Here is a 25,500-nt window from a genome sequence, read left to right as displayed (position 1 = left end):
GCTATGATACCGGACGGGTTGGATAGTGCCTGTCAGGGCGCTCTTAGAAATAAGGCGAATAGCAGGTCTGGCGTGGGCCGTAATTCGGCTGGAACGAGTTCGAATAGGCGTCGTAGGACCGGTAGCGGTCAGCGCACCATTCGTAATGGCGCGGATTGATGTCGTCCCCTCCGCCATAGACCGGCGCCGGCTCGACATAACGCGGCTGGGCAGCGATGGCGCCGCCGATCAGGGCGCCGGCACCGAATGCCGCCAGCGGAAACCAGTAACCGTTGTGGCGGCGATAGCCCGGACGGTAGTCGCGATAACCGCGATGCCCACGATACCAGCCGCCGCCATGACGACGGTACTGCACGAGGGTGACCTCCGCATTGGCGTTCGTTTCGATCCCGGCGGCCGGAGCGGCCGGCAGCGGCATCGCCTGAGCCGGCATCAGAGAGCCGGCGAGAACGGCAACGGAGATGCCCGCAACCGCGATGTTCTTCAAAAGAGTCATGTTCAGTCCCCAGATCCCTTGTCCATGTTTCAATTTTCGACAGCCACTTGTTTTAATATGCAGCGGATTTGAAATTTGCCGAGACCTTAGGAAGTTCATCCTGAATGCGCAATTAACGGGCCCCGCGACGAAGCAAGCCCGGTTGCGGCTTGTCCGCGACCGGGCTTGGCTTCAGATGAACGATGCGTGCTTATCTGTAAGGCGAGATGCAGCGTGCCCGCACGCCGGCGCGCGGCACATAGGTGTCGTCCCAGGCGCGGTAGGTGCGATAACGGCTTTCACACCAGGCGACGTGCCGGTTCGAATACTGCGCGCGGGGGGCTTGAATAGCACCACCGATGATCGCGCCGGCACCGAAGGCCGCCAGCGGGAACCAGAAACCGTTGTGATAGCGATAGCCGGCGCGACGGTCACGGTAACCGCGATGACCCCTGTACCAGCCGTAGCGGTCACGCCGGAAGTCGCGACGGTACTGGACATTGGTGACATCGCCCGCGGCCGAAATGCCGGAGGGAGGAGCCGGCATCTGAATGGCCTGCGCTGGCACAAGCCCGGCAAACGTGGTCGCGACGGCAACTGCCACCGCTGTCAGGCGTAGACGAAATGCGTTCATGCGGGGTGTTTCCTCATCTGATTTTTAATCAGAAAACAACGCCGGACGAAGCAATCGGTTCCTGGAGGCAGGCCAGGCGCCGATCAACGCCGATCACGAGCTGGCGATCATGCGACGATCGAAAGCTTCGCCTGGTCGCCCTGCAGCCGGTTCACCATGAAGTTCGAATACCATTCGACGAACTGCATGACGCCACCCTCGTGGAGCACGGAATAGGGACCCGGCTCATAGGCGGGCGAGCGGATGCCGAAGGCGTTTTCCTCGACGATCTGGCGGTCCTGGTCGTTGGTCATGTTCCAGACATGCGTCAGCTCTTCGAGATTGTAGTCGACGCCCTCGACCGCATCCTTGTGAACAAGCCATTTGGTGGTGACCGCCGTTTCCTCCGGCCCGAGCGGGGTGACGCGGAACGAGATCGCGTGGTCGCCGAGAATGTGGTTCCAGCTGCTCGGATAGTGGAAGAGCAGCATGGTGCCGATCGAATTGATCGTCACGTCGTCCGAGAGCTTGCGCTGCACGGCGTTGCGGCCGCTCATCGTGTAGCTCTCGGCATCCTCGATCAGCGGCATGCGCGCGACGCGGAACTGGCCGGTTTCGTCCATGCGGAATTCGCTCGGCAACCCCGCCTCCTCGCAGCGCTGCCAATGGGCGGCGATGACAGGATCGTCCTTGGCACCCTGGACGCCGGTCGCGGTCGGCGATTCCGGATAGGTGCGGCAGAGTTCCGGATGGTTCGCGGCGCAGTGGTAGCACTCGCGGTTGTTTTCCCAGACGAGCTTCCAGTTGCCCTTCTCGATGATCGTCGACTGGTGCGCGACCTTGGCTTCCGACAGGCGATGCGGGGCCAGATAGGGTTCGATCGCGGCGCGGACCGGCGCGAAATCAGGCGCTTCGTTGGCAAGGCAGATGAAGATGTAGCCGGCGACGCTCTCGCAATGGACCTTCTTCATGCTGAACTGGGTCTTGTCGAAATCCTGGCCCATCTGGCGGCCGACCAGAAGCGAGCCGTCCAGCTCGTAGGTCCATTGATGGTAGGGACATACGAGCCGGACCGCCGAGCCATGCTCCTTGGTGCAGACGCGGCTGCCGCGATGGCGGCAGGTATTGTGCAGCGCGCGGATCTGGTTGTCGCGACCGCGCACGACGACCACCGGATAATCGCCGATCTGCAGGGTGAAATAGGCTCCGGCCTTCGGCAGCTCGCAATCATGTCCGACGAACAGCCAGTCGCGATACCAGATCATTTCCAGATCGAGCTTGAAATAGGCGGGATCGGTATAGAAGGGCTGCTCGAGGCTGAAGCCTTCACGACGGTTCTTGAGCTGCCGCAGGGCCTGATTGCGAATTTCCATATTACCTTCCTCGTCAATGTGGACAGCGGAAGGACATGGAAATGCCGGCCGGCCTGAAAGCCCGCGCAACACCCTGTCCCGAACGCCCGCCGCGTCCGGTCGTCATCTTTTGTCCCGAGGCTGGTTTCCGGGCTCAGGAGCTTGTCCCTGGGAGGGACCGGCTCGGCGCCTTCCCGGGCGGCCTTTGCGGCTCTTTCCCAGTGGCTCATGCCGTGCCTTGTTGCTCCACCACCGTTGCGGGGGCAGCGCCGGATCGGATTTTGAAAACCCCTGCCGGCTTCCCAATTCTCCGCCTTCCCTAGTCAGGCGGCACCTCAAGATCGAGGCGGATATAACCATCGAGCGAGCGTGTCGCATAGGCAACATTGCGACATCGGCAACCGCGTTGGCGACAGCGGCGAAACGGCCCAGAATGCAACACTCCAGCTCCGCGAAAGCGAAACCTGTCATTAAGGGATAAGCCATAAAATCCCGGCGTGAATGGGAGCGACGCCACCGTGCAGGCCAAGGGAAAGATCCGTTATTACAAAGCTCCTCCACCAACGCCTCCAGCGCCGGTGGTGGCAAAGACCGCGTCCCATTCCGAATTCCTCCGGACAGGGCGCATCGCCCGCTACAATCCGATCTGGCTGCCGGAAGAGCGTCGCTACCTCACCCACACCGAAGTCGCAGAGCGCACGGGCAAAAGGCTCGAGGCCGCCGGTGAAACGAGCCACAACCGGATCAACTCCTTCCACCGCTCGATCCAGTTCCCGAAGATCATCTTTCACCACACGCTCGATGAGCGGCCGCATCTCGGCTATTGCCACGTCACTGCGGCGAGAACGCTTCTTCCGCGCGGCGTCCCGGTGAGCTGGTCGTTCTATATCGCCAACTTCTTCTCCAAGATCGGCGAGGAGGAAACCTTCTTCGAGCATATCAGCCCGGCCTATTCACGTATGTACTTTGCCGTCGCGGTCGAACGCGAGGCAGGTCAGCCGCTGCAGATCAACCGCACGATCCGCAAGAACGGCCTGCTGTTCCAGACCAACGATCCGATGGAAGCCATCAAGAACGTCCTGATGCTCGGCACTTCCAACGAAATGCTTCGCGAGATCATCAAAAGGCTTTGAAGACGCCACGGGCCGCGTTATTGACGGGCGGACATGACGGCTCAAATCATCGACATCACCCGGGATCATGACGGCGCGCTCGCCCAAGCCTGCGCCGTGCTTGGCGACGGGCTTCCCGTCGCGATCCCGACCGAGACGGTCTACGGGCTTGCGGCGGATGCCACCAATCCCGCCGCCATCACGCGCATTTACGAGACCAAGGGCCGGCCGCGCTTCAATCCGCTGATCTGCCACATGTCGGATCTCGACATGGCCGAGCGTTACGCCGTCTTCGACCCGATCTCGCGCAGGCTTGCCGGAGCTTTCTGGCCAGGGCCTCTTACCCTGATCCTTCGCCTGAAGCCCGAAAGCGGCATCCACGCGCTGGCGACGGCCGGGCTCGATACGGTCGGCATCCGGCTCCCCAAGGGTTTCGCCTCCGAACTGATCCGCGCCTTCGGCAAGCCGCTCGCGGCTCCCAGCGCCAATACGTCCGGCAAGGTGAGCCCGACCAGCGCAGCCCACGTCGCCGACGATCTGGGCGACAAGCTGGCGTTGATCATCGACGGCGGCGCGGCCCCGGTCGGTGTGGAATCGACCATCGTTCGGGTCGAGAACGGAGTGATCCGGCTGCTGCGGCCAGGCGGGGTAGCCGCGGAAGAGATCGAGAAGGCGACCGGGCTTGCGGTGATCCGGCCGGAGGGACCGACGGCAATCATCGAGGCTCCCGGCATGCTGGCCTCTCATTATGCGCCGGGTGCAGCGGTCAGGCTCAACGCCGACCATGTCGAGGCGGGCGAGGCATTGATCCGGCTCGGTTCGGCCCCGGTCAGGGGAATGAAACTCGCCGCAGCGGTTTTTGACCTGAGCCCGTCCGGCGACCTTGCGCAGGCGGCGGCAAACCTGTTCGATTACCTGAAGCGCGCCGACGCCACCGGCGCCGTCAGTATCGCCGTCACGCCCATTCCCGACCATGGGCTCGGCGAGGCCATCAACGACCGGCTGGCAAGGGCGGCCGCCCCCCGGGAATAAGCCGGGGCTAATAGGAGGAGACGCTTATGGACATTTCAGGGCCGAAACCAGAGCTTCTCGACCGCTTCGCGGCGATCGTCGGCGAGAACCACGTCCTGCGCGATGCCCGCGATCTTGCGCCTCATCTCATCGAGGGCCGCGGGCTCTACAAAGGTTCGTCGCCCATGCTCCTGAAGCCGGGTTCGGTCGAGGAAGTGTCAGCGATCCTGAAGCTTGCAAGCGAAACCGGCACGCCGATAGTGCCGCAGACCGGCAATACCGGCCTCGTCGGGGGGCAGACCCCGCGCACCGCTGGCCACGACCTGATCGTCTCGCTCGAACGCATGAACCGCATCCGGGACGTCGATCCGGTCGCAAACGTGCTGGTCGCCGATGCCGGGGCGATCCTTGCGGACGTGCAGAAGGCGGCGGAAGCCGTCGACCGGCTGTTTCCGCTGTCGCTTGGCTCCGAAGGGTCCTGCCGCATCGGCGGCAACCTTTCCACCAATGCCGGCGGCACAGCCGTACTCGCCTACGGCAATACCCGCCAGCTCTGCCTCGGGCTCGAAGTGGTGCTGCCGACCGGCGAAATCTGGGACGGACTGCGCCGGCTCAAGAAGGACAATACCGGCTACGACCTGCGCGACCTGTTCATCGGCGCGGAAGGCACGCTCGGCATCATTACCGGCGCCGTGCTGAAACTCTTTCCGCAGCCGGTCGGGCACCAGGTGGCACTCGCGGGCCTCGCCTCGCCGGCGGATGCGCTGAAACTCTTCGAGCGGGCCTCGAACCTCTGCGGCACGGCGCTGACCGGTTTCGAGATGATGCCGCGCATCGGCATCGAATTCGTGACCCGGCATATCGAGGGCGTGCGCGATCCGCTCTCCGAGCCGCATCCGTGGTACGCGCTGATCGACATCTCGACCTCGGATTCCGCCGAGACGGCCGAGTCCATGGTGCAATCGCTGCTCGAACAGGGCTTTGAGGCCGGCCTCATCCGTGACGCCGTGATCGCCTCCTCCGTCGCCCAGCAGAAGGCGCTCTGGCACATGCGCGAAAGCATGTCGGACGCCCAGAAGCCGGAAGGCGGTTCGATCAAGCATGACGTCTCGGTGCCTGTGTCGAAAATCCCGAGCTTCATGGCAGAAGCCGAGCAGGCGGTGCTGGCAGCCATGCCGGGGGCCCGGGTATGCGCCTTCGGCCATCTCGGGGACGGCAACATCCATTACAACATCTCGCAGCCCATCAGTGCCGACATGGCCGCGGACAAGGCGGCCTTCATCGGCCGCTGGCGGGAAATCAACGCGATCGTCCACGGCATCGTTCTAGCCGCCGGCGGGTCGATTTCGGCCGAACATGGCATCGGCCAACTGAAGCGCGACGAGCTTGCCCATATCCGCTCGCCGATCGAGATGGACCTGATGCGGCGCATCAAGCAGGCTTTCGATCCGGCCGGCATCATGAACCCCGGCAAGGTGGTCGCTATTCCATGACCCGCTCGTCGAGGACCACGATCAGGATCGACCTCGACAACGGCGTGCGGCTCGGTCCAGGCAAGGCTCAACTCCTGGAACTGATCGCCGAACACGGCTCGATCCGGGCGGCGGGCGCCTCGATCGGCATGTCCTACCGGCGGGCATGGCTGCTCGGCGACGAAATCAACCGTATGTTCAAGGAGCCGTCGATCTTTACCCGCCACGGCGGGAAAAGCGGCGGGGGTGCGGGCCTGACCGAATTCGGGCAGGAACTGCTGTCGCGCTACCGGCGGATGGAAAAGGCAAGCCGCGACGCGATGCGCGCAGACCTCGACTGGCTGGAATCGAACGCCGATCCGCGCTTCGAGACGGTGGACAAAGACGACAACGCCTGACGGCGCCTGCCCCTAGCTCAGCCTGATCTGGGACAATGCCCACAGGGTATCCGAGCTGATGCCTGCCGAGCCGCCACCACTCAGAATGCTCGCCGGCGATGCCGTAACGGGGCTGTTTTCCAGATCGTACATGATCGTGAAGCGCTGCACCAATTTCCTCACCTTTTCCGGATCGGCGAGGTCTTCGAGGTTCAGCTTCTTCTCCACTATCTTGGCCTGCTGGTCGACATCCATGTTGCCGATTTCGGCGGGCAGGCTGAAGGTGACGCGGAAGAACTCCATCAGCGCCTCGTCGCCGAGGATCACGTAAGGGTCGGTGATGCTGTCGGACATGCGCTCGAAATACAGCGCCAACCGGACACCAGGATTTTCCTCGCCCTGCTGGGTTTCGAGCATCTGGCGGACGTAAAGATCCTGGGTCGCGACGACTTCGCCGCCGTTCTGGGCCTCGCCTGCCGAGCTGCGGTCGATCTCGCCCTTGGAATCGAAATTGAAGGTACCGACGATCTGCGCAAACCGCTTGTCCGTCTGGGTATTGACGAAGCTCTTGGGATCGGCGGGATCCGAGTTGAAAGCCTGCTTCAGGAAATCGTTGGTGACCGTGGAGGGGTCTATCCCCTTGGAGATCAGCAGGATGTCGAGCGTCTTGCGGTCGGCGAGCAGTTCGTCGCGGCTGCCGATCCGCTGCATCGCGTCGGTGTAGTACTTGGCCTCGGTCTGGGCTTTCGTCCTGGCAGCCTTGAGCTCATCGCCTTCCATGAACCGGCTTTTGCGCAGGATATAGTCCTTGGCAACGTTGGTGATCGCGGCGTTGGACTGAAGCAGCACCTGCCGAGTGACGGCCCCTTTGGTGTCGAAGTTGAAAAACTTGGCGAGCGAGAGGAAGCGTTCGTCCTTCAGCTTGTAAATATAGCTGTTCGGATCAGAAAGGTCGCTTTTCAGGGCATTCTTGATCGTCAGTTTCGAAACGGTCGCCGGGTCTAGCCCGACCGCTTCCAGCGCGAAAACCAAGGAGTCTTCGGCGTCCGAGCTCAGGAAATCGTCGAGCGTCTTCACGGCTGTGAGGTCGAGTTTGTAGAACTTGATGGTTTTGGCGAGATCGTCTTCCTGCTTGTCGTCCCAGCGGCTCATGTAATTGCTGCGGGTGGAGCTGGTCTGCAATTCATCCTGGGCCTGGCCGGCGGCGACGGTGCCGTCGGTATTGAAGTTGAAGGCCTTCGCCAGCTCCAGATATTCCGGATTGGTCGTCCCGAAGCGGTTCGCATAGCTGTCCGGGTCGGAGAGGTCGCTCGTCAGGATCTGCTCGATCGTCGATTTAACGACCGTGGCCTTGTCGAGATTGAAGGCGACCCGGATATATTTGAGAAGTCGCGGGTCGTCGATGAAGTCGCTGACATTGTCCGCCGTCTTGAGCTCCTGCTCGAAGAGCTCCTGGTTGAACATCGCCTCGGCATGGGTGACACGGGTCTGCTTGTTGAAGAAGCCGCCGACGATCTCCAGCAGCTTTTCCGGAGTGACCGCGCCGCCCGCCGGCACCGAGCCGTCCGCATTGAAGTTGAAATCCTCGGCAAGCGATTTCATCAGGCCGAGATAGGGCGCATCGGACGCCCCGGCGGCGATGAGCGTTGCAAGTTCGGCGCGCCGCTCGGCCGTCTGGGCGATCGGCACCAGCCGGCCATCCAGCTCGGTATAGCGTGTCTGTGACGTGGCAAGAGTGTCCTGGTCCGTCTGGATCGCCTCCACCGTCTTGGTCAGCTCCACCTGCATGGCGTCGATCTCGTCCTGGAGGGTCGGCGGACCGCCATTGTTCAACTCATCCTGCTTGGCGGCGATCTGGGTTTCGAGATCGGTCTTCTTCTGCTGGCCAAGCGTGATCGAGTCCTGCAGAGCGGGAATGCCGGTGCTGAGGCTCAGCCGCTCGGCAAGCTCGCTGTCCTCGGTTTTTGCCGCATTATACTGGTCGAGAGTGTTGCCGTAGGCGGTGTTGTAGAAGCTGGTCGGGTCGGCAGGGTCGCTGACCAGCACGCCACGGATGGCATTGTAGTTGTAGTATTTCGTATCGATGCCATAGGCGGTGAACATGTAGTCGCGAAGCCTCGGATTGGCCAGCAGCTGATCGACATTGGTGATATTGCCGGTCTCGCCCAGCATCACCTTGAAATAACGGGTGTCGGCCTCGAGTGTATCGTTCTGGGCGGCGATCGTCTGGTCATAGGTATCGAAGAGCTCTTCCATCTGCCCGTTGGACTGGGCAGCGGCGCCTTCTCCGTTGGAGACGCCGAAATTGAACGCTGCGGCGATATTCTGGTAGCGATCGTCGGTCAGGCGGTTCGCAAAGCTGTTGTCGTCGCTGAGATCGCTTTCCAGCACCTGCTTCATGAACGCCTTGGCGTAGATCATGTCGTCAAGTCCGTGCGCCTGCATCGCGTAGCTGTAGAGGCGATAGTTGTCGAGGAACTCGTCGACCGTTTTTATCTTGCCGATATTCTCCTGGTAGTACTTCGTATCGTTGACGACCATCGTCTGCCCGGCGATGGTTTTCAGGCTTTTCTGCATGTCGCGATTGACAAGATCGAAGGTGAGATAGGTCGATACCACGGAAAGGCCCCACGAGTCGGAATGATGCTGCCGCAATGATCGCAACCTAGCCTTGCCCGGGGCTTTTCTGGGCGTTCCGGCGTCACGCCGGGATTGTCCCAGGCCTGCACAGCAAGGCCGTGATTCACCTTCCGGAAACCCAAAAGCGTGCCCTTTCGCTAACCATTCAGGCAGGCAAGGCTTCTTTAACCGCTATTTTTAAGCAGTCTCGAACATGGCCCGCCCTATGCTTTGGCTATCAGAGGACAAAAGTCCCGTCGAGAAACCGGCAACGGCTCTCAGGTAAAACAAGGGTAGCATATCGATGACCAACACTGTTCTGAAGCCCGTCTGGGCAGGATCGACATTCAGGCTCGATCCGTCTCGTTTCCCGCAGCAGGTTACCTATGCGCTGCGCGAGACATCAGGAGATGTCTCCATCACCATCGACGAACGCGGCGCAGTGCTGCGTAAGATCCTCCCCGCAAGCGGCCTCCCGCTCTCCTTCGCCCTGCCCGCCCGCGCCTTCAAGGGTGTCGCGGCCCGCGCCATAGACCACGGCGACGGCGAAGTGACGGTCACGCTCGAACTGTATCACGACGACCCGGATCTGTGCATTCCGCTGCTCGTCGCCCACGACCTCTGCGACATCGCCGCCGACTGGCGGAGCTGGTCGGACGCCTACCGCATTCCGATGCTGATGGTGGAGGCCGACGGCATCGCCCGGCCGCTGGAAAACCATATCGGCGACGTGCGCACCAGCGGCGTCAGGCAGCGCCGCCGCCATTCCTATTTCGCGGCCCGCCGGCCGCGCTTCCTGGTCCGCCGTGCCACCGGCAGTCTCGGCGTGACGATGAAGATCGAAGGCAAGGAGATTATTGCGCGTCGGTAGGGCTTTGCTTGTCCCTTTGTCCACCACCCGCGCGATAAGGTGGGAGAGAGCCCGATCGTCAACCGGTCGGGCTTTTTCCATTAGAGGGCGAGCGACAGGAGGAGGCCCGCAAACAGGATCGCGCCGACGCGGTTGTTGGATTTGAAAAGTCTCAGGCACTGGTCGGCATTGTCGATATCGAGGACCAGAACCTGCCAGCCGAACATCAGCGCTGCGGCGAGAAGGCCGAGATAGGCAAGGAAACCGGCGCCGGCCGATGCGAAGGCGAGCAGCAGGAAAATGAGCGACAGGCCATAGAGGCCGATCAGCCAGGGCTTGGTATTGTCGCCGAACAGACGCGCGGTCGAGCGCACCCCGATCAACTCGTCATCCTCCTTGTCCTGGTGGGCGTAGATCGTGTCGTATCCGATCGTCCAGGCGATGGCCGCCAGGTAGAGCCAGAGTGCGGCAGGCGAGAGGCTGCCGAAGGTAGCGGCCCAGCCCATCAGCGCACCCCAGGAAAAGGCAAGCCCGAGGAAAAATTGCGGCCAGTCGGTGAACCGCTTGGCGAAGGGATAGATCGCCACCACCGCCAGCGACAGGATGCCGAGCACGATCGTAAAGGCGTTGAACTGGATGAGAACGAGCAGGCCGACCAGCGCCTGCACGGCGATAAAGACCTTCGCCTCGAAGCGGGATACGCGCCCGGACGGCAGCGGCCGCGAACGGGTGCGCGCCACTTCCATGTCGATATCGTGGTCGATCAGATCGTTATAGGTGCAGCCGGCGCCGCGCATGGCGACCGAGCCTAAGAAAAACAGCAGGAGATGGAAAAGCAGGAGGCCAAGGGAAAACACCCCCTCCCCCTTCGCCGCATTGGCCGCCAGCGCCGCCGACCAGAAGCAGGGCCACATCAGCAGCTGCCAGCCGATCGGCCGGTCCCACCGGGCGAGCTGCGCATAGGGCCAGGCCGGCCGCGGCAGGACGCGGTAGACCCAATTGTCGGAGGGAGCGTCGGCCACGCGGCCGCTGAAATCGTCGGCGTTCGTCATGGCCGGTTCTAGCGCCGGCCGAACGTTGCGGTCAAGCCGGCGCTTTGTCGCCTCCGGCGTGGAAGACCACGCCTTCCGTCGTGAGCACGCTCGCGCTTTAAGGCGTGGAAGACCACGCCTTAGGGTAGCGAGAAGCCGAATTTGTAGCTTGCCGAAACGCCGAACATCAGCTGGTTTTTCGAACCGCGCTCGCGCACCAGGCTGCTGTCTGCGACATCGCCGGTCAGCCGCTTGTATTCGGCGAACGAGGAGAGTTCGAGCTGTTCGGTCGCCTTCCAGGTCAGCGCCGCGCCGACGCCGACCGAATGCAGCCCGCCGCCGGGGTCGTAGGCGGAGAGGCCAGACGCCGCCGACTGGTCCGGCGTGACCTTGTAATAGGCGTCGTTGTATCCGTTGCTGGCCCAGGTCGCGCGCGGGCCGCCTGACAATCTCAGGTCCGGCTGGAGATCGGTGAAGGCATCCACCGAGACGTCGGCGACGACGCCGTCGTGGCTGCGGATGCCCTGGCGGATTTCGGCGCGGGCGCGGATCCAGTCGGTCGGATAGATATCGATGAAGCCGCCGAGTTCGCCGCCGAGCTTCACCTTCTTCAGGCCCTCGAGGTCATTGGAGGTATCGCCGTCGCGCGGCATGATCAGCTTGGCCGCCACGCCGGCGCGGATCGAGCCCTGGTCGATCAGCGCGAAGGAGATGCTGTCGTTGCGGGAGGAAAAGCGTGCCTGCTTGCTGTTCTGGCGGCCGAGCGAGATGATCGGCGAAAACTGCAGGCTGCGGCCGTTGTCGCCCTCGAATTTCGGCGCGACGAAACCGGCGCCGCCGAGCGTCAGGTACCAGTCGCCGGACCAGAAACCTTCCTGGGCGTTGGCGCTGCCGGAGGAAACAATCGAAAATGCGGAAATGAAAAGAGCAGCCCGGAGAGGCAAGAACATGACAACGGATCCCAAAACGCAAAACAGAACAGAGATCCCACAGGGGATTTCTGTTCTATTATCGCATTTCCGTTGCCAGCTTGTTAACCACGCGAAAGTTCACACCGCGACCTTGTCGAGCGGGATGCGGCTCTGTTCGAAGGCCCTCAGTTCCGCCTCGCGCTCGTAGATGTAGTCGCGGTTATCGGGCACGGCGGTGCGCTTCTTGACAATCTGCATCTGGAAGATGAAGAAGCTCTCGTGAGTGAAGGCCATTTCCGAGCCGGCCAGGTAGAATTCCCACATCCGCACGAACCGCTCGTCGTAAAGCGCTATCGCCTTGTCCTTGTTGGCGATGAAACGCTCGCGCCAATGGCGCAGCGTGTGGGCATAGTGCATGGGCAGGATCTCGATGTCGGAAACGAGGAGGCCCGCCTTCTCGATCGAGGGCATCACTTCCGAGATTGCCGGGATATAGCCGCCGGGGAAGATGTATTTCTCGATCCAGGGATTGTTGATGAGGGCCGGATAGGGCTGGCCGATCGAATGCAGCACCATGACGCCGTCATCGGCGAGCACGTCGTTGACCTTGTTAAAGAACTTCGGATAGTTCAGCCGGCCGACATGCTCGAACATGCCGACGGAGACGATGCGGTCGTAACGCTTGTCTGGCGGTAGATAATAGTAATCCTGCAGTTCGAAGCGGACACTGTTGGCAAGACCACGCTTGGCGGCGCGTTGGTTCGAAATCTTGAGCTGCGCGGTCGAGAGCGTGATGCCGGTTACGTCGACGCCGGAGGATTCCGACAGATACATGGCCATGCCGCCCCAGCCGGAGCCGATTTCCAGCGCCTTCTGGCCGGGTTCAGCCAGCAGCTTGGCGACGATATGGCGCTTCTTGGCGATCTGCGCCTCGTCGAGCGAAATGCCCGGCGGGTTGAAATAGGCGCAGGAATATTGCCAGTCCTCGTCGAGGAAGAGCGAGAACAGCTTTTCGTCGAGATCGTAGTGATGGGCGACGTTGCGCCGATTGTGGTTGATCGGAACCCGGTTGCGGAACTGGGATACCAGCACGCGGGCGATACCGCGCCAGATCATGCCGAAGGTAAGGCCTTCGCTGAGGGTATTGTCCTTGATCAGGGCTAGAAACTCGTAGATGTCACCGTCATCGATGACGAGACGGCCGTCCATGTAAAGCTCGCCGAGCTTCAAAGGAGGATCCGCCACCAGTTCGCGTTCGGCGGCCTCGTCGATAAACCGTATCGAAACGGATCGCCCACCACCGCCACCGTAACGTTGCTCGCCTCGTGAGCCGCGTACGATCAAAGTTCCTGTCTTGATGATTTTGCTGAGAAGATTGTGAAGGGACGAGGCCACGGACCCACCTCCAATAATACTAAGGATGCCTTACTAATCCAAAATCTAATCGTTTCCCTGCGACTTTCAAGCACATTGCAGCCATGAAAATGACATAAAAAAACGGGCCGTCAAACCCTTGGCTGACGACCCGCACGCTGTGATTGAGATTTTTCGGAAGATCGCGAATTTACTTGCGCTTTAAAGCTTCTGCGAGTGCTGCACCGAAAGCGCCCTGCGATACATTTTTTTCGGTTTTCATCATTTTTGGATTAACCGGCCGTGCGTCGCGATCAGCGCCGCGTGGAGCGGGTGCGGCCTCGCCGCCGTCCTTGCGCATGGTCAGCGCTATCCTCTTGCGCTTCACATCGACCTCGACAACACGGACCTTGACCACGTCGCCGGCCTTCACCACCTCATGCGGATCCTTGACGAAGCGGTCGGCGAGCTGGGAAACGTGGACTAGCCCGTCCTGGTGGACGCCGATATCGACGAAAGCGCCGAAGGCGGCGACGTTGGTGACGGTGCCTTCCAGCAGCATGCCCGGCTTCAGGTCGGTGATCTCGTCGATGCCTTCGGCGAAGGTGGCGGTCTTGAAGCTCGGGCGCGGGTCGCGGCCGGGCTTTTCCAGCTCGGCGATGATGTCCTTGACCGTCGGCAGGCCGAAGGTCTCGTCGATGAACCGCTTCGGATCGAGCGCCTTCAAGGCCGCGCTGTCACCCATCAGCGAGCGCAGGTCGCGGCCGCAGGCGGCGACGATCTTCTTGGCGACGCCATAGGCTTCCGGATGGACGGCGGAGGCATCGAGCGGCTCCTTGCCGTTCGGGATGCGCAGGAAGCCGGCCGCCTGTTCGAACGTGCGGTTGCCGAGGCGGGCGACCTTCAGCAGGTCCCGGCGGCTCGAGAACGCGCCGTTCTGGTCGCGATGGGCGACGATCGCTTCGGCGATCGAGCGGCTGAGACCGGAGACGCGGGAGAGCAGCGGCGCGGACGCCATGTTCAAATCGACGCCGACGGCGTTCACCGCGTCTTCGACCACCGCATCCAGCGAGCGGGAGAGTTTTCCCTGGTCGACATCGTGCTGGTACTGGCCGACGCCGATCGACTTCGGCTCGATCTTGACCAATTCCGCCAGCGGATCCTGCAGGCGGCGGGCGATCGAGACGGCGCCGCGCAGCGACACGTCGAGGCCGGGGAACTCCAAGGCTGCAGTCTCGGAAGCGGAATAGACCGAAGCGCCGGCTTCCGAGACGATGACCTTGGTGGGCTTGGCTCCCGAGGGGGACGCGGGAAGGTTCGCCAGCATGTCGGCCACCAGCTTTTCGGTCTCGCGGCTGCCGGTGCCGTTGCCGATGGCGATCAGTTCGATATTGTGTTTGCGGATCAGCGAGGCGAGCTCGGCCTGGGTTCCGCGGATGTCGTTCTTCGGCGGGAAAGGATAGACGGTCGTGGTTTCCAGCAGCTTGCCAGTGGCATCGACGATCGCGACCTTGACGCCGGTGCGGATGCCCGGATCGAGGCCCATCGTGGTGCGCGAGCCCGCTGGTGCGGCGAGCAGCAGATCCTTGAGGTTGCGGGCGAAGACATGGATCGCCTCCTCCTCGGCACGCTCGCGCAGTTCCCGCATCAGGTCGAGCGACAGCGATACAGAGAGTTTCACGCGCCAGGTCCAGCCGGCGGCTTCCATCAGCCAGCGGTCGGCCGCACCCCGGTCCCGGATATCGAAGGCAAGCGCGATGATCCGCTGGGCCGGCTTGACCGGCGAGGGATCGTCCTGGTCGACTTCGATCGTCAGCGTCAGGAATTCCTCGTTCCAGCCGCGCAGCATGGCGAGCGCGCGATGTCCGGGAGCCGTCGCCCAGCGTTCGGAGTGATCGAAATAGTCTGAGAATTTCGCGCCGGCCTCCTGCTTGCCGTCGACCACCCTGGCCTTCAGCGTTGCGCCATTGCGCATGTGCTGGCGCAGCCTGCCGAGCAGGTCGGCGTTTTCGGAGAACGCCTCGGCGACGATATCGCGGGCACCTTCGAGCGCTGACTTCACGTCGGCGACTTCGTCCCTGATATAAGCTTCGGCCAGTTTCGCCGGATCGGCGCTGCGGTCGGCCCAGATCGCTTCAGCCAAGGGCCCGAGGCCGCGCTCGCGGGCGATCTCGGCGCGGGTGCGGCGCTTCGGCTTGTAGGGAAGATAAAGATCTTCGAGCTCGGCCTTGGTCGTCGCCCTGCCGATCTTTGCGGCAAGCTCGTCGGTCATCTTGCCCTGCGAATTGATCGAATCGACGATGGTCGAGCGGCGCGCTTCGAGCTCGCGCAGATAGACCAGGCGTTCCGACAGGTTGCGCAGCTGCGTGTCGTCGAGGCCGCCGGTCACTTCCTTGCGGTAGCGGGCGATGAACGGCACGGTGGCGCCTTCGTCGATCAGCCCGATCGCGGCGGCGGCCTGTTCGGGACGGGCATTGATTTCCGCAGCAATCGCGGCGGCAAGGAAACGGAGATCGGCGGCCATGGGCGTCCTCGTTCAAATGGGAGGCGCGACCATAGTCGAAGTTTGTGGCAAGGCAACGTGGCGAATGCCGGTTCCACAATTTGCTTGGGGCCGACTGAACCGAAACGAGACACGGGGTGACGGGTCGCTAACCAAAGCCCTGTGGAAAAGAAAAGGCACTCTCTCACCTCCGTCGAGAGGGAATTAAAAGCACCGCGCCGCATGACGCGGCCGAACGGAGGGAATCATGCCCAAGAAAGCTGCCAGAACCCTGGCATTTGACACGGCGGTTGCCAGCGAAGAGCTTGAGGCCGCCATTTCCTATCTGGAGCAGAAACTGGACAGCGCGTCCTTGCGGAACGAACCGGTGCCATTCCTGGCGTACCGAAACAGGATGATCTTTCGCACCACGCTGGACATCCGGCACGGGACGAAAAACCGGCACGGCGAGTCCTGACCTCTTTCGAACGCCTTGCCTCCCATCGAAACGCCATGAAGGCGGCAAGATGGGAGGCCACCTGAGCCTTGGCCCTTGACCTTTGCCTCCCCTCCCCTTAACCGCCGCGCAAGGCCATGGTTTTCAGCACAGGCGAGGGCAGGACATGAAGGTTCTCTTGATCGGTTCGGGTGGACGCGAGCATGCGCTCGCCTGGAAACTCGCCCAGTCCCCGAAACTCAGCAAGCTTTATGCCGCACCCGGCAATCCCGGGATTGCCGATCATGCCGAACTCCTGCCACTCGATATCGACGACCATGCCGCCGTCGCGGCCTTCTGCCTCGAAAAGGCGATCGATCTCGTCGTCGTCGGGCCGGAAGCGCCGCTTGTCGCCGGTCTTGCGGACCGTCTCCGGGCCGAGAACATTGCAACCTTCGGCCCTTCGGCCGCCGCAGCCCAGCTCGAAGGCTCGAAGGGTTTCACCAAGGATCTTTGCGCCCGCTACGATATCCCGACCGGCGCCTATCGCCGCTTCACCGATGCGGCCGAGGCCAAGGCCTATGTGCGCGAACAGGGCGCACCGATCGTCGTGAAGGCGGACGGGCTTGCCGCCGGCAAGGGCGTCACCGTCGCCATGCAGCTCGACGAGGCGCTTGCCGCGATCGACGACTGTTTCGACGGCGCCTTCGGGTCGGCCGGCGCGGAAGTCGTGGTGGAGGCCTATCTGGACGGCGAGGAAGCGAGCTTCTTCTGTTTGTCCGACGGCAAGACGGCACTGGCGCTCGCGACCGCCCAGGACCACAAGCGGGTCGGCGACGGCGATACCGGCCCGAATACCGGCGGCATGGGCGCCTATTCGCCCGCTCCGGTGATGACGCCGGACATGGTCGCGCGCACCATGAAGGAGATCATCGAGCCGACGATCCGCGGCATGGCCGAAAGCGGGCATCCCTTTGCCGGCGTGTTCTTCGCGGGCCTGATGATCACCGCCAAGGGTCCGGAACTGATCGAATACAATGTCCGTTTCGGCGATCCCGAATGCCAGGTGCTGATGATGCGGCTGAAGAGCGACCTGCTCGACCTGCTCCATGCGGCAGCGACCGGGACGCTCGACCAGGTTTCCGCCAAGTGGAGCGACGAGGTGGCGCTGACCGTGGTCATGGCTTCCAAGGGTTATCCGGGGGCTTATGACAAGAACACGCCGATCGCCCATCTGCCGGAGAGCGCTCCCGGCGAAAAGATCTTCCACGCCGGAACCGCGCTCAAGGACGGCACGCTTGTCGCAACCGGCGGCCGCGTGCTGAACGTTACGGCGACCGCCGCAACCGTTGCGGATGCGCAGGCTCGCGCCTACGAGCTCGTGGACCAGGTGAAATGGGAAAACGGCTTCTGCCGCCGCGATATCGGCTGGCAGGCGGTGGCGCGAGAAAGGAACTGAGTGCCGGAAATGCCGGTTCATTCAAAATTTACCGATTATCCAGACGGGATGGAAACGAAGCGACGGTAATCATACGGGACCTCAAGAAGGATTCCCGGTCATGCGTCTCGTTCTGGCTACAGTTCTGGTATTTGCAAGCGGTTCCGCTTTCGCGTCGTCGATCACGGTGATCAACGGCACGCATCAGCCGGGCGTCAGTATCGTCACCAAGAACTGCGCAAGCTGCTCGGTCGCCGCGGCACCGAGTTCGAACGAGGCGGCCTACAAGGTTCCCGATCTGCCGGCAGGCACCCAGAAGACGGAAATCATCGAAATCAACGGTGAGAAGAAGCTGGCGCGTACCGAAGCCTGGCTCGGCGGCTCGCCGGTGATCCATGTCAGCAAGCTCCCCAAATGGATGGCCGAGGAAAAGGCCATAGCCGATCTTCACCCGACCTCCAACGGTTCGACCCAGACGCAGATCGCCACCGTGGAAGCATCGGGCGACGGCATCGACACCGAAGCCATGACCAGCGCGGTGAAAACGATCGGCGAGGCGCCGGTCGAAATGACGGAAGCTTCCCTCGCTCCGAAGCCGCTGGCACTTGATACGTTCGAGCTGCGCACCAGCCGGTTCTAGAATTAGAACATCATTATATTTACATAGCAAAAAGTGCTTGGATACCATCCTTTCACGGCATGCGCGTAAATTGCGCATCGTCAAACTAGGCCTGCCCAAAATATTCGCATTTACGGCTGTCAAGGCCGGGATAATTAAATTTTTATTCAAATATTCGAGATCACTCTCCCGTCATAGTGCGATGTAGCACGTGACCGGCGCAGGAAGCGCTCCCCCAAAAACCTCGTCCCGCTCCGGCTCCTCCGGGAGAATTCGGCTGCCTGAAAGTGAGTCGAAACATGAAGAATCTCAAGATCTCCCACCAGCTATTGGCCATGGTGGCAGTGCTCATGGTGGCCTTCGCCGCCGTCACCTACTATCAGGTCCGCGCTTCGATCGCCTCCATCTATGCCGAGCGGTACGAGATGCTGCGCACCCAGGTCGAATCCGGCATCTCCATCCTGCAGTCCTATTACGACCGGGAAAAATCGGGAGAGCTGAAGCACGAGGACGCGCAGAAACTTGCTTACGCGGCCGTGGCCGGGATCAAGTACGAGCCGGCCGGTTACATATTCGGCCTGAACTACGACACCGTGACGCAATTCCACTATAATCCCAAGCTGGTCGGCGTGAGCCAGAAGGGCCAGCCGGACAAGATGGGTAACCTGTTCCGCGAGGCACTGGTCGCAAACGGCCGCGCCGGCGGCGGCGTCACCACCTATTACTGGGAAAAGCCCGGCATGCCTGCCGACCAGGTTTTCCAGAAGGCTGCCTATTCCCGCGCCTTCGAACCCTGGCAGATCATCGTCGCGACGGGCGTCTACACCGACGACCTCGACGTCAAGATCAACAAGACGATCATGGAAGTGGTCGGCATCGGCTTCATCGCCTTCCTGCTTGCACTCGGTGTTGCCCTCATCGTCATCCGCAACATTACCAGGCCGCTCGCTGCCGTACACACCGCCTTGCAGGCCGTGGCTGACGAAGACGTCAAAACCCAGATCCCGCATACGGACATGTCGAACGAAGTGGGCTTGATGGCGAAGGCCACCCAGGCGCTGCAGGAGAAGATCCGCGAACGCCACGCGATGGCCGAACGCGAGGAAAAGCAGAAGACCGAGCTTGACCGCGAACGCCAGCAGAACGTCGATATGCAGCAGCAGGAAGCGGCGCTGCAGACCCGCGTGGTCTCCACCATCGGCGAAGCGCTCGAGGCGCTTGCCCAGGGCGACCTCACCGTCCGCTGCAGCGATCTCGGCGCTCGCTACGAGACGCTCCGCCACAACTTCAACGAGGCGCTCGCCCATCTCGAAGCGGCGATGAGCAAGGTCAACGCCAAGGGCATCGACATCGGCGGCTCCAAGGAAGAAATCCGCCGCGCCTCGAACGAACTGTCGCAGCGCACCGAACGCCAGGCCGCCAACCTCGAAGAGACGTCCGCAGCTCTCGACGAACTCACCGTCGCCGTTCGCCAGACGGCGGAAGGTGCCCATGAAGCGGCGCAGCGCGTCACCTCCGTCAGCGCCGAGGCCAACCGCTCCGACCAGATCGTCGCCCAGGCGATCGATGCGATGGGCGGTATCGAGCATTCCTCGGAAGAGATCTCCAAGATCATCGGCGTCATCGACGACATCGCCTTCCAGACCAACCTTCTCGCCCTCAACGCCGGCGTCGAAGCCGCCCGCGCCGGCGAATCCGGCAAGGGTTTTGCGGTCGTCGCCCAGGAAGTCCGCGAACTCGCCCAGCGCTCCGCCGCGGCCGCGAAAGAGATCAAGGACCAGATCTCGCGGTCTTCCGGACAGGTGCAGAACGGCGTGCGTCTCGTCGGCGAAGCAGGCGAAGCGCTGAAGCGGATTTCCGACCAGGTGAAGGCGGCGAGCGACATCGTCGGCAAGATCGCCCATTCGGCTTCCGAACAGGATACGACGCTGCGCTCGATCTCGTCTTCGCTCAACCAGCTCGATGCGGCCACCCAGCACAATGCGGCGATGGCGGAAGAGACCACCGCCTCGGCCGAGGCGCTGGCCGCCGACACGGACGAATTGCTGAACCTGATCAGCAGCTTCCGCATCAGCGCAGGCCACAATACCGGCTCGAGCAGCCTCAACCGTGTCGCACAAAAGATGCGCCGCGCCAGCTGACCAAATTAATCATGGGACGGCAAGCTGCCGGGTCGAAAGATCCGGCAGCTTGCTTATGGAATGGAGTACAATTTTCAATACCTGCGCCAACAACCACTTATACGCGAATATGACAATATTATTTCACACTATTTCAACTTGAATGCCAAACCTGCTTTATTTTAACCGAACCCCCGCAACACGGCGGGAAATCAGCCATAGAACTTTCATGCCACGGGATGTTCTGCTCAAAACTTTCTTTTGTTAATTTTTATTCAAATATTGCCGAATATCCTCCCTAGTGTGCAATGCAGCACATCTTCCTGCGCAATGTGCGCCTCCCTACCCAGAATCATTCCTCCCAGTCGCCCGAGACGGCTCAATCACTTATGGAACGAACATGAAAAACCTGAGGATTTCAAACCAGCTCGTGCTGCTGGTTCTGGCCCTGATCGCCGGCTTCGCCGTCGTGACCTATTTCGAACTGCAGGCCTCGACGCGGGCTATCTATGCCGAGCGGTATGGCATGCTGCGGACCCAGGTGGAGTCCGGCATCGGCATCCTCAAGAAGTTCCAGCAGCGTGAGGCGACCGGTGAGCTGACGCGCGCAGAGGCCCAGAAACAGGCCTTCGCAGCGGTCTCCGCCATGAGCTTCCAGCCCGATGGCTATCTTTTCGCCTATGACTACGACGTGAAGATGCTGATGCATCCCGACCAGAAGAAGATCGGCGAGAACGGCAGGGGCAAACCCGATTCAGCCGGCAAATTGTTCCGCGACGAGATGGTCTCGGTTGGCAGATCCGGCGGCGGAATTGTCGATTACATGAGCACGTCGAAGCCGGGGCTGCCTGATGGCGACTTCTCAAAGAGCTCCTATGCGAAGGCGTTCGAACCCTGGCAGATGGTCCTTGCGACAGGCGTCTACACCGATGACCTGCAGGCGCAGGTCCGCGGAATGATCCTGGACGCACTCGCGATCGGCGCCCTGGCGCTGATCATCGCCCTTGCCGCCGCCTATGTGGTGATCCGCGGCATCACCAAGCCTCTGACCGCCGTGCACGGCGCGCTGGAAGCCGTCGCCGACGAAAATGTCGCGATCACCATCCCGCATACGGACATGGCGAACGAAGTTGGCATGATGGCGAAGGCCACCCAGTCGCTGCAGGAAAAGATCCGCGAACGCCATGCGATGGCCGCGCGCCAGGAAGACCAGCGCCAGGAGCTCGACCGCGAGCGCCAGCAGAATGCCGACATGCAGCAGCACGAAGCCGCAAGCCAGACCCGCGTCGTTTCGACCATCGGCGAAGCACTGGAATCACTCGCCCAGGGCGACCTGACGATCCGCTGCGGCGATCTCGGCCCGCGTTACGAAACCCTGCGTCACAACTTCAACGATGCGCTGACGCATCTCGAAGCGGCGATGGCCAAGGTCAATGCCAAGGGCATCGATATCGGCGGCTCCAAGGAAGAAATCCGCCGCGCCTCGAACGAACTGTCGCAGCGCACCGAACGCCAGGCCGCCAATCTCGAAGAGACGTCGGCCGCCATCGACGAACTTGCCGTCACCGTCCGCCAGACGGCAGAAGGCGCCCATGATGCAGCCCAGCGCGTAAGCTCCGTCAGCAATGAAGCAAGCCGTTCCGACAAGATCGTCGCCCAGGCGATCGACGCGATGGGCGGTATCGAACACTCGTCGGAAGAGATCTCCAAGATCATCGGCGTGATCGACGACATCGCCTTCCAGACCAACCTGCTGGCGCTCAACGCCGGCGTCGAAGCCGCCCGCGCCGGCGAATCCGGCAAGGGTTTTGCGGTCGTCGCCCAGGAAGTTCGCGAACTCGCCCAGCGCTCCGCCGCGGCCGCCAAGGAGATCAAGGATCAGATCTCGCGGTCTTCCGGACAGGTGCAGAACGGCGTGCGCCTCGTCGGCGAGGCCGGCGAAGCGCTGAAGCGGATTTCCGACCAGGTGAAGGCGGCGAGCGACATCGTCGGCAAGATCGCCCATTCGGCTTCCGAACAGGATACGACGCTGCGCTCGATCTCGTCTTCGCTGAACCAGCTCGACGCGGCCACCCAGCACAATGCGGCGATGGCCGAGGAAACCACCGCCTCGGCCGAGGCACTTGCCGCCGACACGGACGAATTGCTGAACCTGATCAGCAGCTTCCGCATCAGCAACATGGGCAACGAGAGCCGCAATCTCAACCGCATGGCGCAGAAGATGCGCCGCGCCAGCTGACCAAAGTTAGTCGGGGGACGGGGAACCGCCGGGTCGAAAGATCCGGCGGTTTTTTTATTTCGGGTTTGGATCAGGCTGCGGCCACCGCCAGGTGAATGCCCGAGCTTTCCTGCAATTGCCGGATGACGTTGAACAGGTTATCGGCGCGAGGATTGCCCTTGGGGCCGAACATTCGCATCAGGCTCTTGGCCGGCATACCGACCTTCTCGGCCAAGGCCTCGAAACCGATCGTCGCGTTGATGAAATCACGCAGCACGCTCTTGCCGGTATCGAGATCGCCTTCCAGGAGAAGTTCGACGGCATCCGAAAGCAAAGCGGCGCGAAACGCCGGATCCTGATCCAGCCGGGCCTTGACCGTTTCCTTGAATTCGCGTGTCAGGGCCATCTAGCCTCCCTTCCTGGATCTGTAGTCCCGCCAATAGGCGTGCGCGGTCTCGATATCATTCTGCTGGCGCTGCTTGGTCCCGCCGGCCAGCAGGATCACCAATTGCTCGCCATCCCTACCGAATAGATCCGGTAGCCCGGCCCATAGTCGATCCGATATTCCAGCACTCCGGCGCCGACCGATTTCACGTTCGAGAGATTGCCTTGCCCGATGCGCGCCAGTGCAATCGTCACCTTCGAGGCCGCACGGGACTCGATTTTCGAAAACCACCGCCCGAAAGGGCTCGATCCATTCAGGTCAAGGTATTCGGTGATCTTCATTGGATGATGGTAACATATGTGCCACCATCATCCAATGGCGTCAGGGACGTTCAGCCCGAGATCTTCGAGAAATCCGCAACGGTTGCGGTCGCTTCGCGGATGGCCTTCAGGAGGGCCAGGCGGTTGGCGCGGATCGCGGTGTCCTCGTCATTGACCAGCACGTCCTCGAAGAATTTGTCGACGGGGACACGGAGTTTCGACAGGGCTTCCATGGCCGAGCGGAAGTCTTCCCTGGCGACCGCCTCGGACGCTTCCTTCGAGGCAACGACGACGGCCGCCCAGAGCGCCTTTTCGGCGTCAAGCTTCAGAAGCTGTTGCGACACGCCGTCGGCGACGACCGTACCCTTCTTTTCCTCGGCGGCGAGGAGCTGAACGGCACGCTTGGTGCCGGCGAGCAGGTTCTTGCCGTCTTCCGAGGTGATGAATGCCGTCAAAGCCTCGACGCGGCGGGCGACCAGCAGGAGGTCGTCGGCTCCAAACGTCAGCACGGCATCGATGATGTCGTGTCGCGCGCCCATATCGCGCAGGTAGACCTTCAGGCGGTCATGGAAGAAGGACAGGAGATCCGTGACGCAGACATCCTTTGACACGTCAGTAACAAATGGCTTGATGTCTTCGACTGGCAGCATCGCTACGCGCAAGACCGAATTCAGCGGGAGCCGCACCTTCCGCTCCAGCAAAATCCGCACGACACCCAGGGCCGCGCGGCGCAGCGCATACGGATCCTTCGAACCCGTCGGCTTCTCGTCGATCGCCCAGAAGCCGACGAGCGTATCGAGCTTGTCGGCAAGCGCGACCGTCAAGCCGACCTTGTCCTCGGGCAGACGATCCGACGGGCCGTTCGGCTTCCAGTGATCCTCGATGGCAGCGGCAACGGAGGCATCCTCGCCCTGCAGCGTCGCGTATTTGCGACCCATCAGGCCCTGCAGTTCCGGGAATTCGCCGACGGCTTCGGTGCGCAGGTCGGCCTTAGCCAATACCGCGGCACGATCGACGAGGGCCGGATCGGCACCAGTGACTTTTGCCAGTTCCTGAGCCAGCGCCCGAATACGCGCCACGCGCTCGCCCTGCGTGCCAAGCTTCGCATGGAACGTCACGTTCAGCGCATCGAGCTTGGCCATGCGCTGGTCGAGCGGCTTCTTGAGGTCGAGATCGAACTTCGCAGCGGAGTCCTTCAGCGTATCCAGATCCGGCATGTTACCCTGGTCGCGGGTCCAAAAGTGCTTGGCGTCGGAGAGGCGGGCGCGCACCACCTTGCCGTTGCCGTGCATGATCTCCTTGCCGCCATCCTTCGCCTCGATGTTCGAGATCAGGATGAAACGATTGGAGAGGCCCTCTCCACTCTGCGGCTTCGTGACGAAACACTTCTGGTTCGTCTTGATGGTCAGCCGGATGATTTCGGACGGGATTTCGAGATAGTCCTGCTCGAACTCACCCATCAGCACATGCGGCCATTCGACGAGGCCGGAGACTTCCTCCAGCAGGCCCTCGTCCTCGACCAGTTCGAGGCCGTTGGCGAAGGCGAGGTCGCGGGCGTCGTGCAGGATGACGTCCTTGCGGCGGTCGGCATCGAGCATGACCTTCGCCTTTTCGAGGCTGGTCACATAGTCGTCGAAGCGGCGCACAGTGATGGCGTCGGGTGCGTGAAAACGGTGGCCGTAGGTCACGTTGCCCGCCACCAGCCCGTCGATCTCGAACGGGATGACCTGGGTTTCTTCATGCTCGGGGCCGAAGACGCAGACGATCGACTGCAGCGGGCGCACCCAGCGCAGGCTTTCCGGGCCCTTGCCGTCGATACCGGCGAAACGGGCGCCCTTCGGCATCGAGGCGGCGCCCCAGCGCATCGATTTCGGCCAGGGGAAATTGCGGATGATGCCAGGCATGACATCGGCGATGATCTCTTCCGCCGGGCGGCCGGGCTTGGAAATCACGGCAACGTAGAAATCGCCCTTCTTCGGGTCGTTGACGACCTGCGCTTCCGAAATCGACGAAAGACCAGCACCGCGCAAAAAGCCGGCGATGGCGCCTTCGGGCGCGTCGGTGCGCGGACCCTTGCGCTCCTCGCGCTGGTCCGCCGAACGCGCCGTCAGGCCGCGGATATCGAGCACCAGGCGGCGCGGCGTCCAGTATTCGCGCGCACCCTCGTAGGTCAGGCCCGCTTCCACCAGCGCGTCGGTGACGAGCTTTTTCAGGTCTCCCGCCGCCTTGCGCTGCATGCGGGCGGGAATTTCCTCCGAGCGGAGTTCGAGAAGCAGATCGGGCATCGATAATCAACTTTTTGATGA

At 62.0% G+C, this 25,500-nt stretch carries 21 protein-coding genes and 1 riboswitch; of the genes, 10 read left to right on the top strand and 11 right to left on the bottom strand.

Features of this window, described 5'->3' with window-relative positions; translation table 11 throughout:
- Positions 1-43: 43 nt before the first annotated feature.
- The 3 genes from ACSQ8R_RS02155 to ACSQ8R_RS02145 all read right to left on the bottom strand — a co-directional run bounded on the left by ACSQ8R_RS02155 (position 44) and on the right by ACSQ8R_RS02145 (position 2,461).
- Positions 44-496 carry a BA14K family protein gene (locus ACSQ8R_RS02155; RefSeq protein ID WP_436251868.1) on the bottom strand — a complete coding sequence of 151 codons (453 nt, stop codon included), beginning with the start codon at positions 494-496 and terminating at the stop codon, positions 44-46.
- A 190-nt stretch (positions 497-686) separates the two neighbouring features.
- A complete protein-coding gene (locus ACSQ8R_RS02150) occupies positions 687-1,109 on the bottom strand; it encodes a BA14K family protein (protein WP_436251867.1) in 423 nt (140 codons plus the stop codon).
- A 107-nt stretch (positions 1,110-1,216) separates the two neighbouring features.
- The gene (locus ACSQ8R_RS02145) at positions 1,217-2,461 is read right to left on the bottom strand and encodes an aromatic ring-hydroxylating oxygenase subunit alpha (protein ID WP_436251866.1); all 1,245 of its coding nucleotides are present in this window, start codon (positions 2,459-2,461) and stop codon (positions 1,217-1,219) included.
- A 101-nt stretch (positions 2,462-2,562) separates the two neighbouring features.
- A riboswitch (cobalamin riboswitch) is annotated at positions 2,563-2,793 on the bottom strand.
- Between the two features lie 165 nt (positions 2,794-2,958).
- Between ACSQ8R_RS02145 and ACSQ8R_RS02140 the strand changes: the two genes are divergently transcribed.
- Genes ACSQ8R_RS02140 through ACSQ8R_RS02125 form a run of 4 tightly spaced genes read left to right on the top strand, consistent with a single transcriptional unit; the run spans position 2,959 to position 6,433 of the window.
- Entirely contained in the window at positions 2,959-3,573 is a 615-nt protein-coding gene (locus ACSQ8R_RS02140) for a DUF6656 family protein (protein WP_436251865.1), read from the top strand.
- A 33-nt stretch (positions 3,574-3,606) separates the two neighbouring features.
- On the top strand, positions 3,607-4,584 hold the full coding sequence (locus ACSQ8R_RS02135; RefSeq protein WP_436251864.1) for an L-threonylcarbamoyladenylate synthase: 978 nt from the start codon (positions 3,607-3,609) through the stop codon (positions 4,582-4,584).
- A gap of 26 nt (positions 4,585-4,610) precedes the next feature.
- Complete coding sequence (locus ACSQ8R_RS02130) at positions 4,611-6,056, top strand: FAD-binding oxidoreductase (RefSeq protein ID WP_436251863.1); 1,446 nt, start codon at positions 4,611-4,613, stop codon at positions 6,054-6,056.
- Positions 6,053-6,433, top strand: coding sequence for a winged helix-turn-helix domain-containing protein (locus ACSQ8R_RS02125; protein ID WP_436251862.1), 381 nt, complete (start codon positions 6,053-6,055; stop codon positions 6,431-6,433). The genes ACSQ8R_RS02130 and ACSQ8R_RS02125 overlap by 4 nt, the downstream gene beginning before the upstream one ends.
- 12 nt (positions 6,434-6,445) lie before the next feature.
- Here the strand turns inward: ACSQ8R_RS02125 and ACSQ8R_RS02120 are convergent, their stop codons facing one another.
- On the bottom strand, positions 6,446-9,031 hold the full coding sequence (locus ACSQ8R_RS02120) for a DUF1217 domain-containing protein (RefSeq protein ID WP_436251861.1): 2,586 nt from the start codon (positions 9,029-9,031) through the stop codon (positions 6,446-6,448).
- Positions 9,032-9,335: 304 nt separating this feature from the next.
- Between ACSQ8R_RS02120 and ACSQ8R_RS02115 the strand changes: the two genes are divergently transcribed.
- Positions 9,336-9,902 carry a DUF6101 family protein gene (locus ACSQ8R_RS02115; RefSeq protein ID WP_436251860.1) on the top strand — a complete coding sequence of 189 codons (567 nt, stop codon included), beginning with the start codon at positions 9,336-9,338 and terminating at the stop codon, positions 9,900-9,902.
- A gap of 80 nt (positions 9,903-9,982) precedes the next feature.
- Here the strand turns inward: ACSQ8R_RS02115 and ubiA are convergent, their stop codons facing one another.
- From ubiA to ACSQ8R_RS02095, 4 genes are all read right to left on the bottom strand, one after another.
- Positions 9,983-10,933: a 4-hydroxybenzoate octaprenyltransferase gene (ubiA, locus tag ACSQ8R_RS02110; RefSeq protein WP_436251859.1), complete on the bottom strand. Its 951-nt coding sequence runs from the start codon at positions 10,931-10,933 to the stop codon at positions 9,983-9,985.
- 119 nt (positions 10,934-11,052) lie between these two features.
- Positions 11,053-11,862, bottom strand: coding sequence for a MipA/OmpV family protein (locus ACSQ8R_RS02105; RefSeq protein WP_436251858.1), 810 nt, complete (start codon positions 11,860-11,862; stop codon positions 11,053-11,055).
- A 99-nt stretch (positions 11,863-11,961) separates the two neighbouring features.
- A complete protein-coding gene (locus ACSQ8R_RS02100) occupies positions 11,962-13,218 on the bottom strand; it encodes a class I SAM-dependent methyltransferase (RefSeq protein WP_436251857.1) in 1,257 nt (418 codons plus the stop codon).
- Between the two features lie 169 nt (positions 13,219-13,387).
- Entirely contained in the window at positions 13,388-15,700 is a 2,313-nt protein-coding gene (locus ACSQ8R_RS02095; protein WP_436251856.1) for a Tex family protein, read from the bottom strand.
- Positions 15,701-15,926: 226 nt separating this feature from the next.
- On the opposite strand from ACSQ8R_RS02095, the gene ACSQ8R_RS02090 reads away from it, so the two are divergent.
- The 5 genes from ACSQ8R_RS02090 to ACSQ8R_RS02070 all read left to right on the top strand — a co-directional run bounded on the left by ACSQ8R_RS02090 (position 15,927) and on the right by ACSQ8R_RS02070 (position 22,510).
- Positions 15,927-16,136: a hypothetical protein gene (locus ACSQ8R_RS02090; RefSeq protein WP_436251855.1), complete on the top strand. Its 210-nt coding sequence runs from the start codon at positions 15,927-15,929 to the stop codon at positions 16,134-16,136.
- 145 nt (positions 16,137-16,281) lie between these two features.
- Positions 16,282-17,553 carry a phosphoribosylamine--glycine ligase gene (gene purD, locus ACSQ8R_RS02085; RefSeq protein ID WP_436251854.1) on the top strand — a complete coding sequence of 424 codons (1,272 nt, stop codon included), beginning with the start codon at positions 16,282-16,284 and terminating at the stop codon, positions 17,551-17,553.
- 100 nt (positions 17,554-17,653) lie between these two features.
- Positions 17,654-18,172: a plant virulence effector HPE1-like domain-containing protein gene (locus ACSQ8R_RS02080; RefSeq protein WP_436251853.1), complete on the top strand. Its 519-nt coding sequence runs from the start codon at positions 17,654-17,656 to the stop codon at positions 18,170-18,172.
- A gap of 278 nt (positions 18,173-18,450) precedes the next feature.
- The gene (locus ACSQ8R_RS02075; protein WP_436251852.1) at positions 18,451-20,292 is read left to right on the top strand and encodes a methyl-accepting chemotaxis protein; all 1,842 of its coding nucleotides are present in this window, start codon (positions 18,451-18,453) and stop codon (positions 20,290-20,292) included.
- 379 nt (positions 20,293-20,671) lie between these two features.
- A complete protein-coding gene (locus ACSQ8R_RS02070) occupies positions 20,672-22,510 on the top strand; it encodes a methyl-accepting chemotaxis protein (protein ID WP_436251851.1) in 1,839 nt (612 codons plus the stop codon).
- Positions 22,511-22,580: 70 nt separating this feature from the next.
- On the opposite strand, the gene ACSQ8R_RS02065 is transcribed toward ACSQ8R_RS02070, so the two are convergent.
- The 3 genes from ACSQ8R_RS02065 to glyS form a co-directional block, all read right to left on the bottom strand.
- Positions 22,581-22,895, bottom strand: a complete 315-nt coding sequence (locus tag ACSQ8R_RS02065) for a DNA-binding protein (protein ID WP_436251850.1) — start codon at positions 22,893-22,895, stop codon at positions 22,581-22,583.
- A 95-nt stretch (positions 22,896-22,990) separates the two neighbouring features.
- Complete coding sequence (locus tag ACSQ8R_RS02060; RefSeq protein ID WP_436251849.1) at positions 22,991-23,215, bottom strand: type II toxin-antitoxin system RelE/ParE family toxin; 225 nt, start codon at positions 23,213-23,215, stop codon at positions 22,991-22,993.
- A gap of 50 nt (positions 23,216-23,265) precedes the next feature.
- Positions 23,266-25,479, bottom strand: coding sequence for a glycine--tRNA ligase subunit beta (gene glyS / locus ACSQ8R_RS02055; protein ID WP_436251848.1), 2,214 nt, complete (start codon positions 25,477-25,479; stop codon positions 23,266-23,268).
- Between the last annotated feature and the right edge of the window lie 21 nt (positions 25,480-25,500).

Origin of the sequence: Neorhizobium sp. LjRoot104 (genome assembly GCF_964253725.1) — a bacterium.
Taxonomy (GTDB): domain Bacteria; phylum Pseudomonadota; class Alphaproteobacteria; order Rhizobiales; family Rhizobiaceae; genus Neorhizobium.
Note: the sequence above shows the minus strand (reverse complement) of the source record. Positions and strands in the feature narration are given on the sequence as shown.

What these genes read in the sequence shown, in the direction of transcription:
- ACSQ8R_RS02155 (WP_436251868.1), bottom strand. Translation starts at nt 496, where the DNA reads ATGACTCTTTTGAAGAACATCGCGGTTGCGGGCATCTCCGTTGCCGTT.
- ACSQ8R_RS02150 (WP_436251867.1), bottom strand. Translation starts at nt 1,109, where the DNA reads ATGAACGCATTTCGTCTACGCCTGACAGCGGTGGCAGTTGCCGTCGCG.
- ACSQ8R_RS02145 (WP_436251866.1), bottom strand. Translation starts at nt 2,461, where the DNA reads ATGGAAATTCGCAATCAGGCCCTGCGGCAGCTCAAGAACCGTCGTGAA.
- ACSQ8R_RS02135 (WP_436251864.1), top strand. Translation starts at nt 3,607, where the DNA reads ATGACGGCTCAAATCATCGACATCACCCGGGATCATGACGGCGCGCTC.
- ACSQ8R_RS02130 (WP_436251863.1), top strand. Translation starts at nt 4,611, where the DNA reads ATGGACATTTCAGGGCCGAAACCAGAGCTTCTCGACCGCTTCGCGGCG.
- ACSQ8R_RS02125 (WP_436251862.1), top strand. Translation starts at nt 6,053, where the DNA reads ATGACCCGCTCGTCGAGGACCACGATCAGGATCGACCTCGACAACGGC.
- ACSQ8R_RS02115 (WP_436251860.1), top strand. Translation starts at nt 9,336, where the DNA reads ATGACCAACACTGTTCTGAAGCCCGTCTGGGCAGGATCGACATTCAGG.
- ubiA (WP_436251859.1), bottom strand. Translation starts at nt 10,933, where the DNA reads ATGACGAACGCCGACGATTTCAGCGGCCGCGTGGCCGACGCTCCCTCC.
- ACSQ8R_RS02105 (WP_436251858.1), bottom strand. Translation starts at nt 11,862, where the DNA reads ATGTTCTTGCCTCTCCGGGCTGCTCTTTTCATTTCCGCATTTTCGATT.
- ACSQ8R_RS02095 (WP_436251856.1), bottom strand. Translation starts at nt 15,700, where the DNA reads ATGGCCGCCGATCTCCGTTTCCTTGCCGCCGCGATTGCTGCGGAAATC.
- ACSQ8R_RS02090 (WP_436251855.1), top strand. Translation starts at nt 15,927, where the DNA reads ATGCCCAAGAAAGCTGCCAGAACCCTGGCATTTGACACGGCGGTTGCC.
- purD (WP_436251854.1), top strand. Translation starts at nt 16,282, where the DNA reads ATGAAGGTTCTCTTGATCGGTTCGGGTGGACGCGAGCATGCGCTCGCC.
- ACSQ8R_RS02080 (WP_436251853.1), top strand. Translation starts at nt 17,654, where the DNA reads ATGCGTCTCGTTCTGGCTACAGTTCTGGTATTTGCAAGCGGTTCCGCT.
- ACSQ8R_RS02075 (WP_436251852.1), top strand. Translation starts at nt 18,451, where the DNA reads ATGAAGAATCTCAAGATCTCCCACCAGCTATTGGCCATGGTGGCAGTG.
- ACSQ8R_RS02070 (WP_436251851.1), top strand. Translation starts at nt 20,672, where the DNA reads ATGAAAAACCTGAGGATTTCAAACCAGCTCGTGCTGCTGGTTCTGGCC.
- ACSQ8R_RS02065 (WP_436251850.1), bottom strand. Translation starts at nt 22,895, where the DNA reads ATGGCCCTGACACGCGAATTCAAGGAAACGGTCAAGGCCCGGCTGGAT.
- ACSQ8R_RS02060 (WP_436251849.1), bottom strand. Translation starts at nt 23,215, where the DNA reads ATGAAGATCACCGAATACCTTGACCTGAATGGATCGAGCCCTTTCGGG.
- glyS (WP_436251848.1), bottom strand. Translation starts at nt 25,479, where the DNA reads ATGCCCGATCTGCTTCTCGAACTCCGCTCGGAGGAAATTCCCGCCCGC.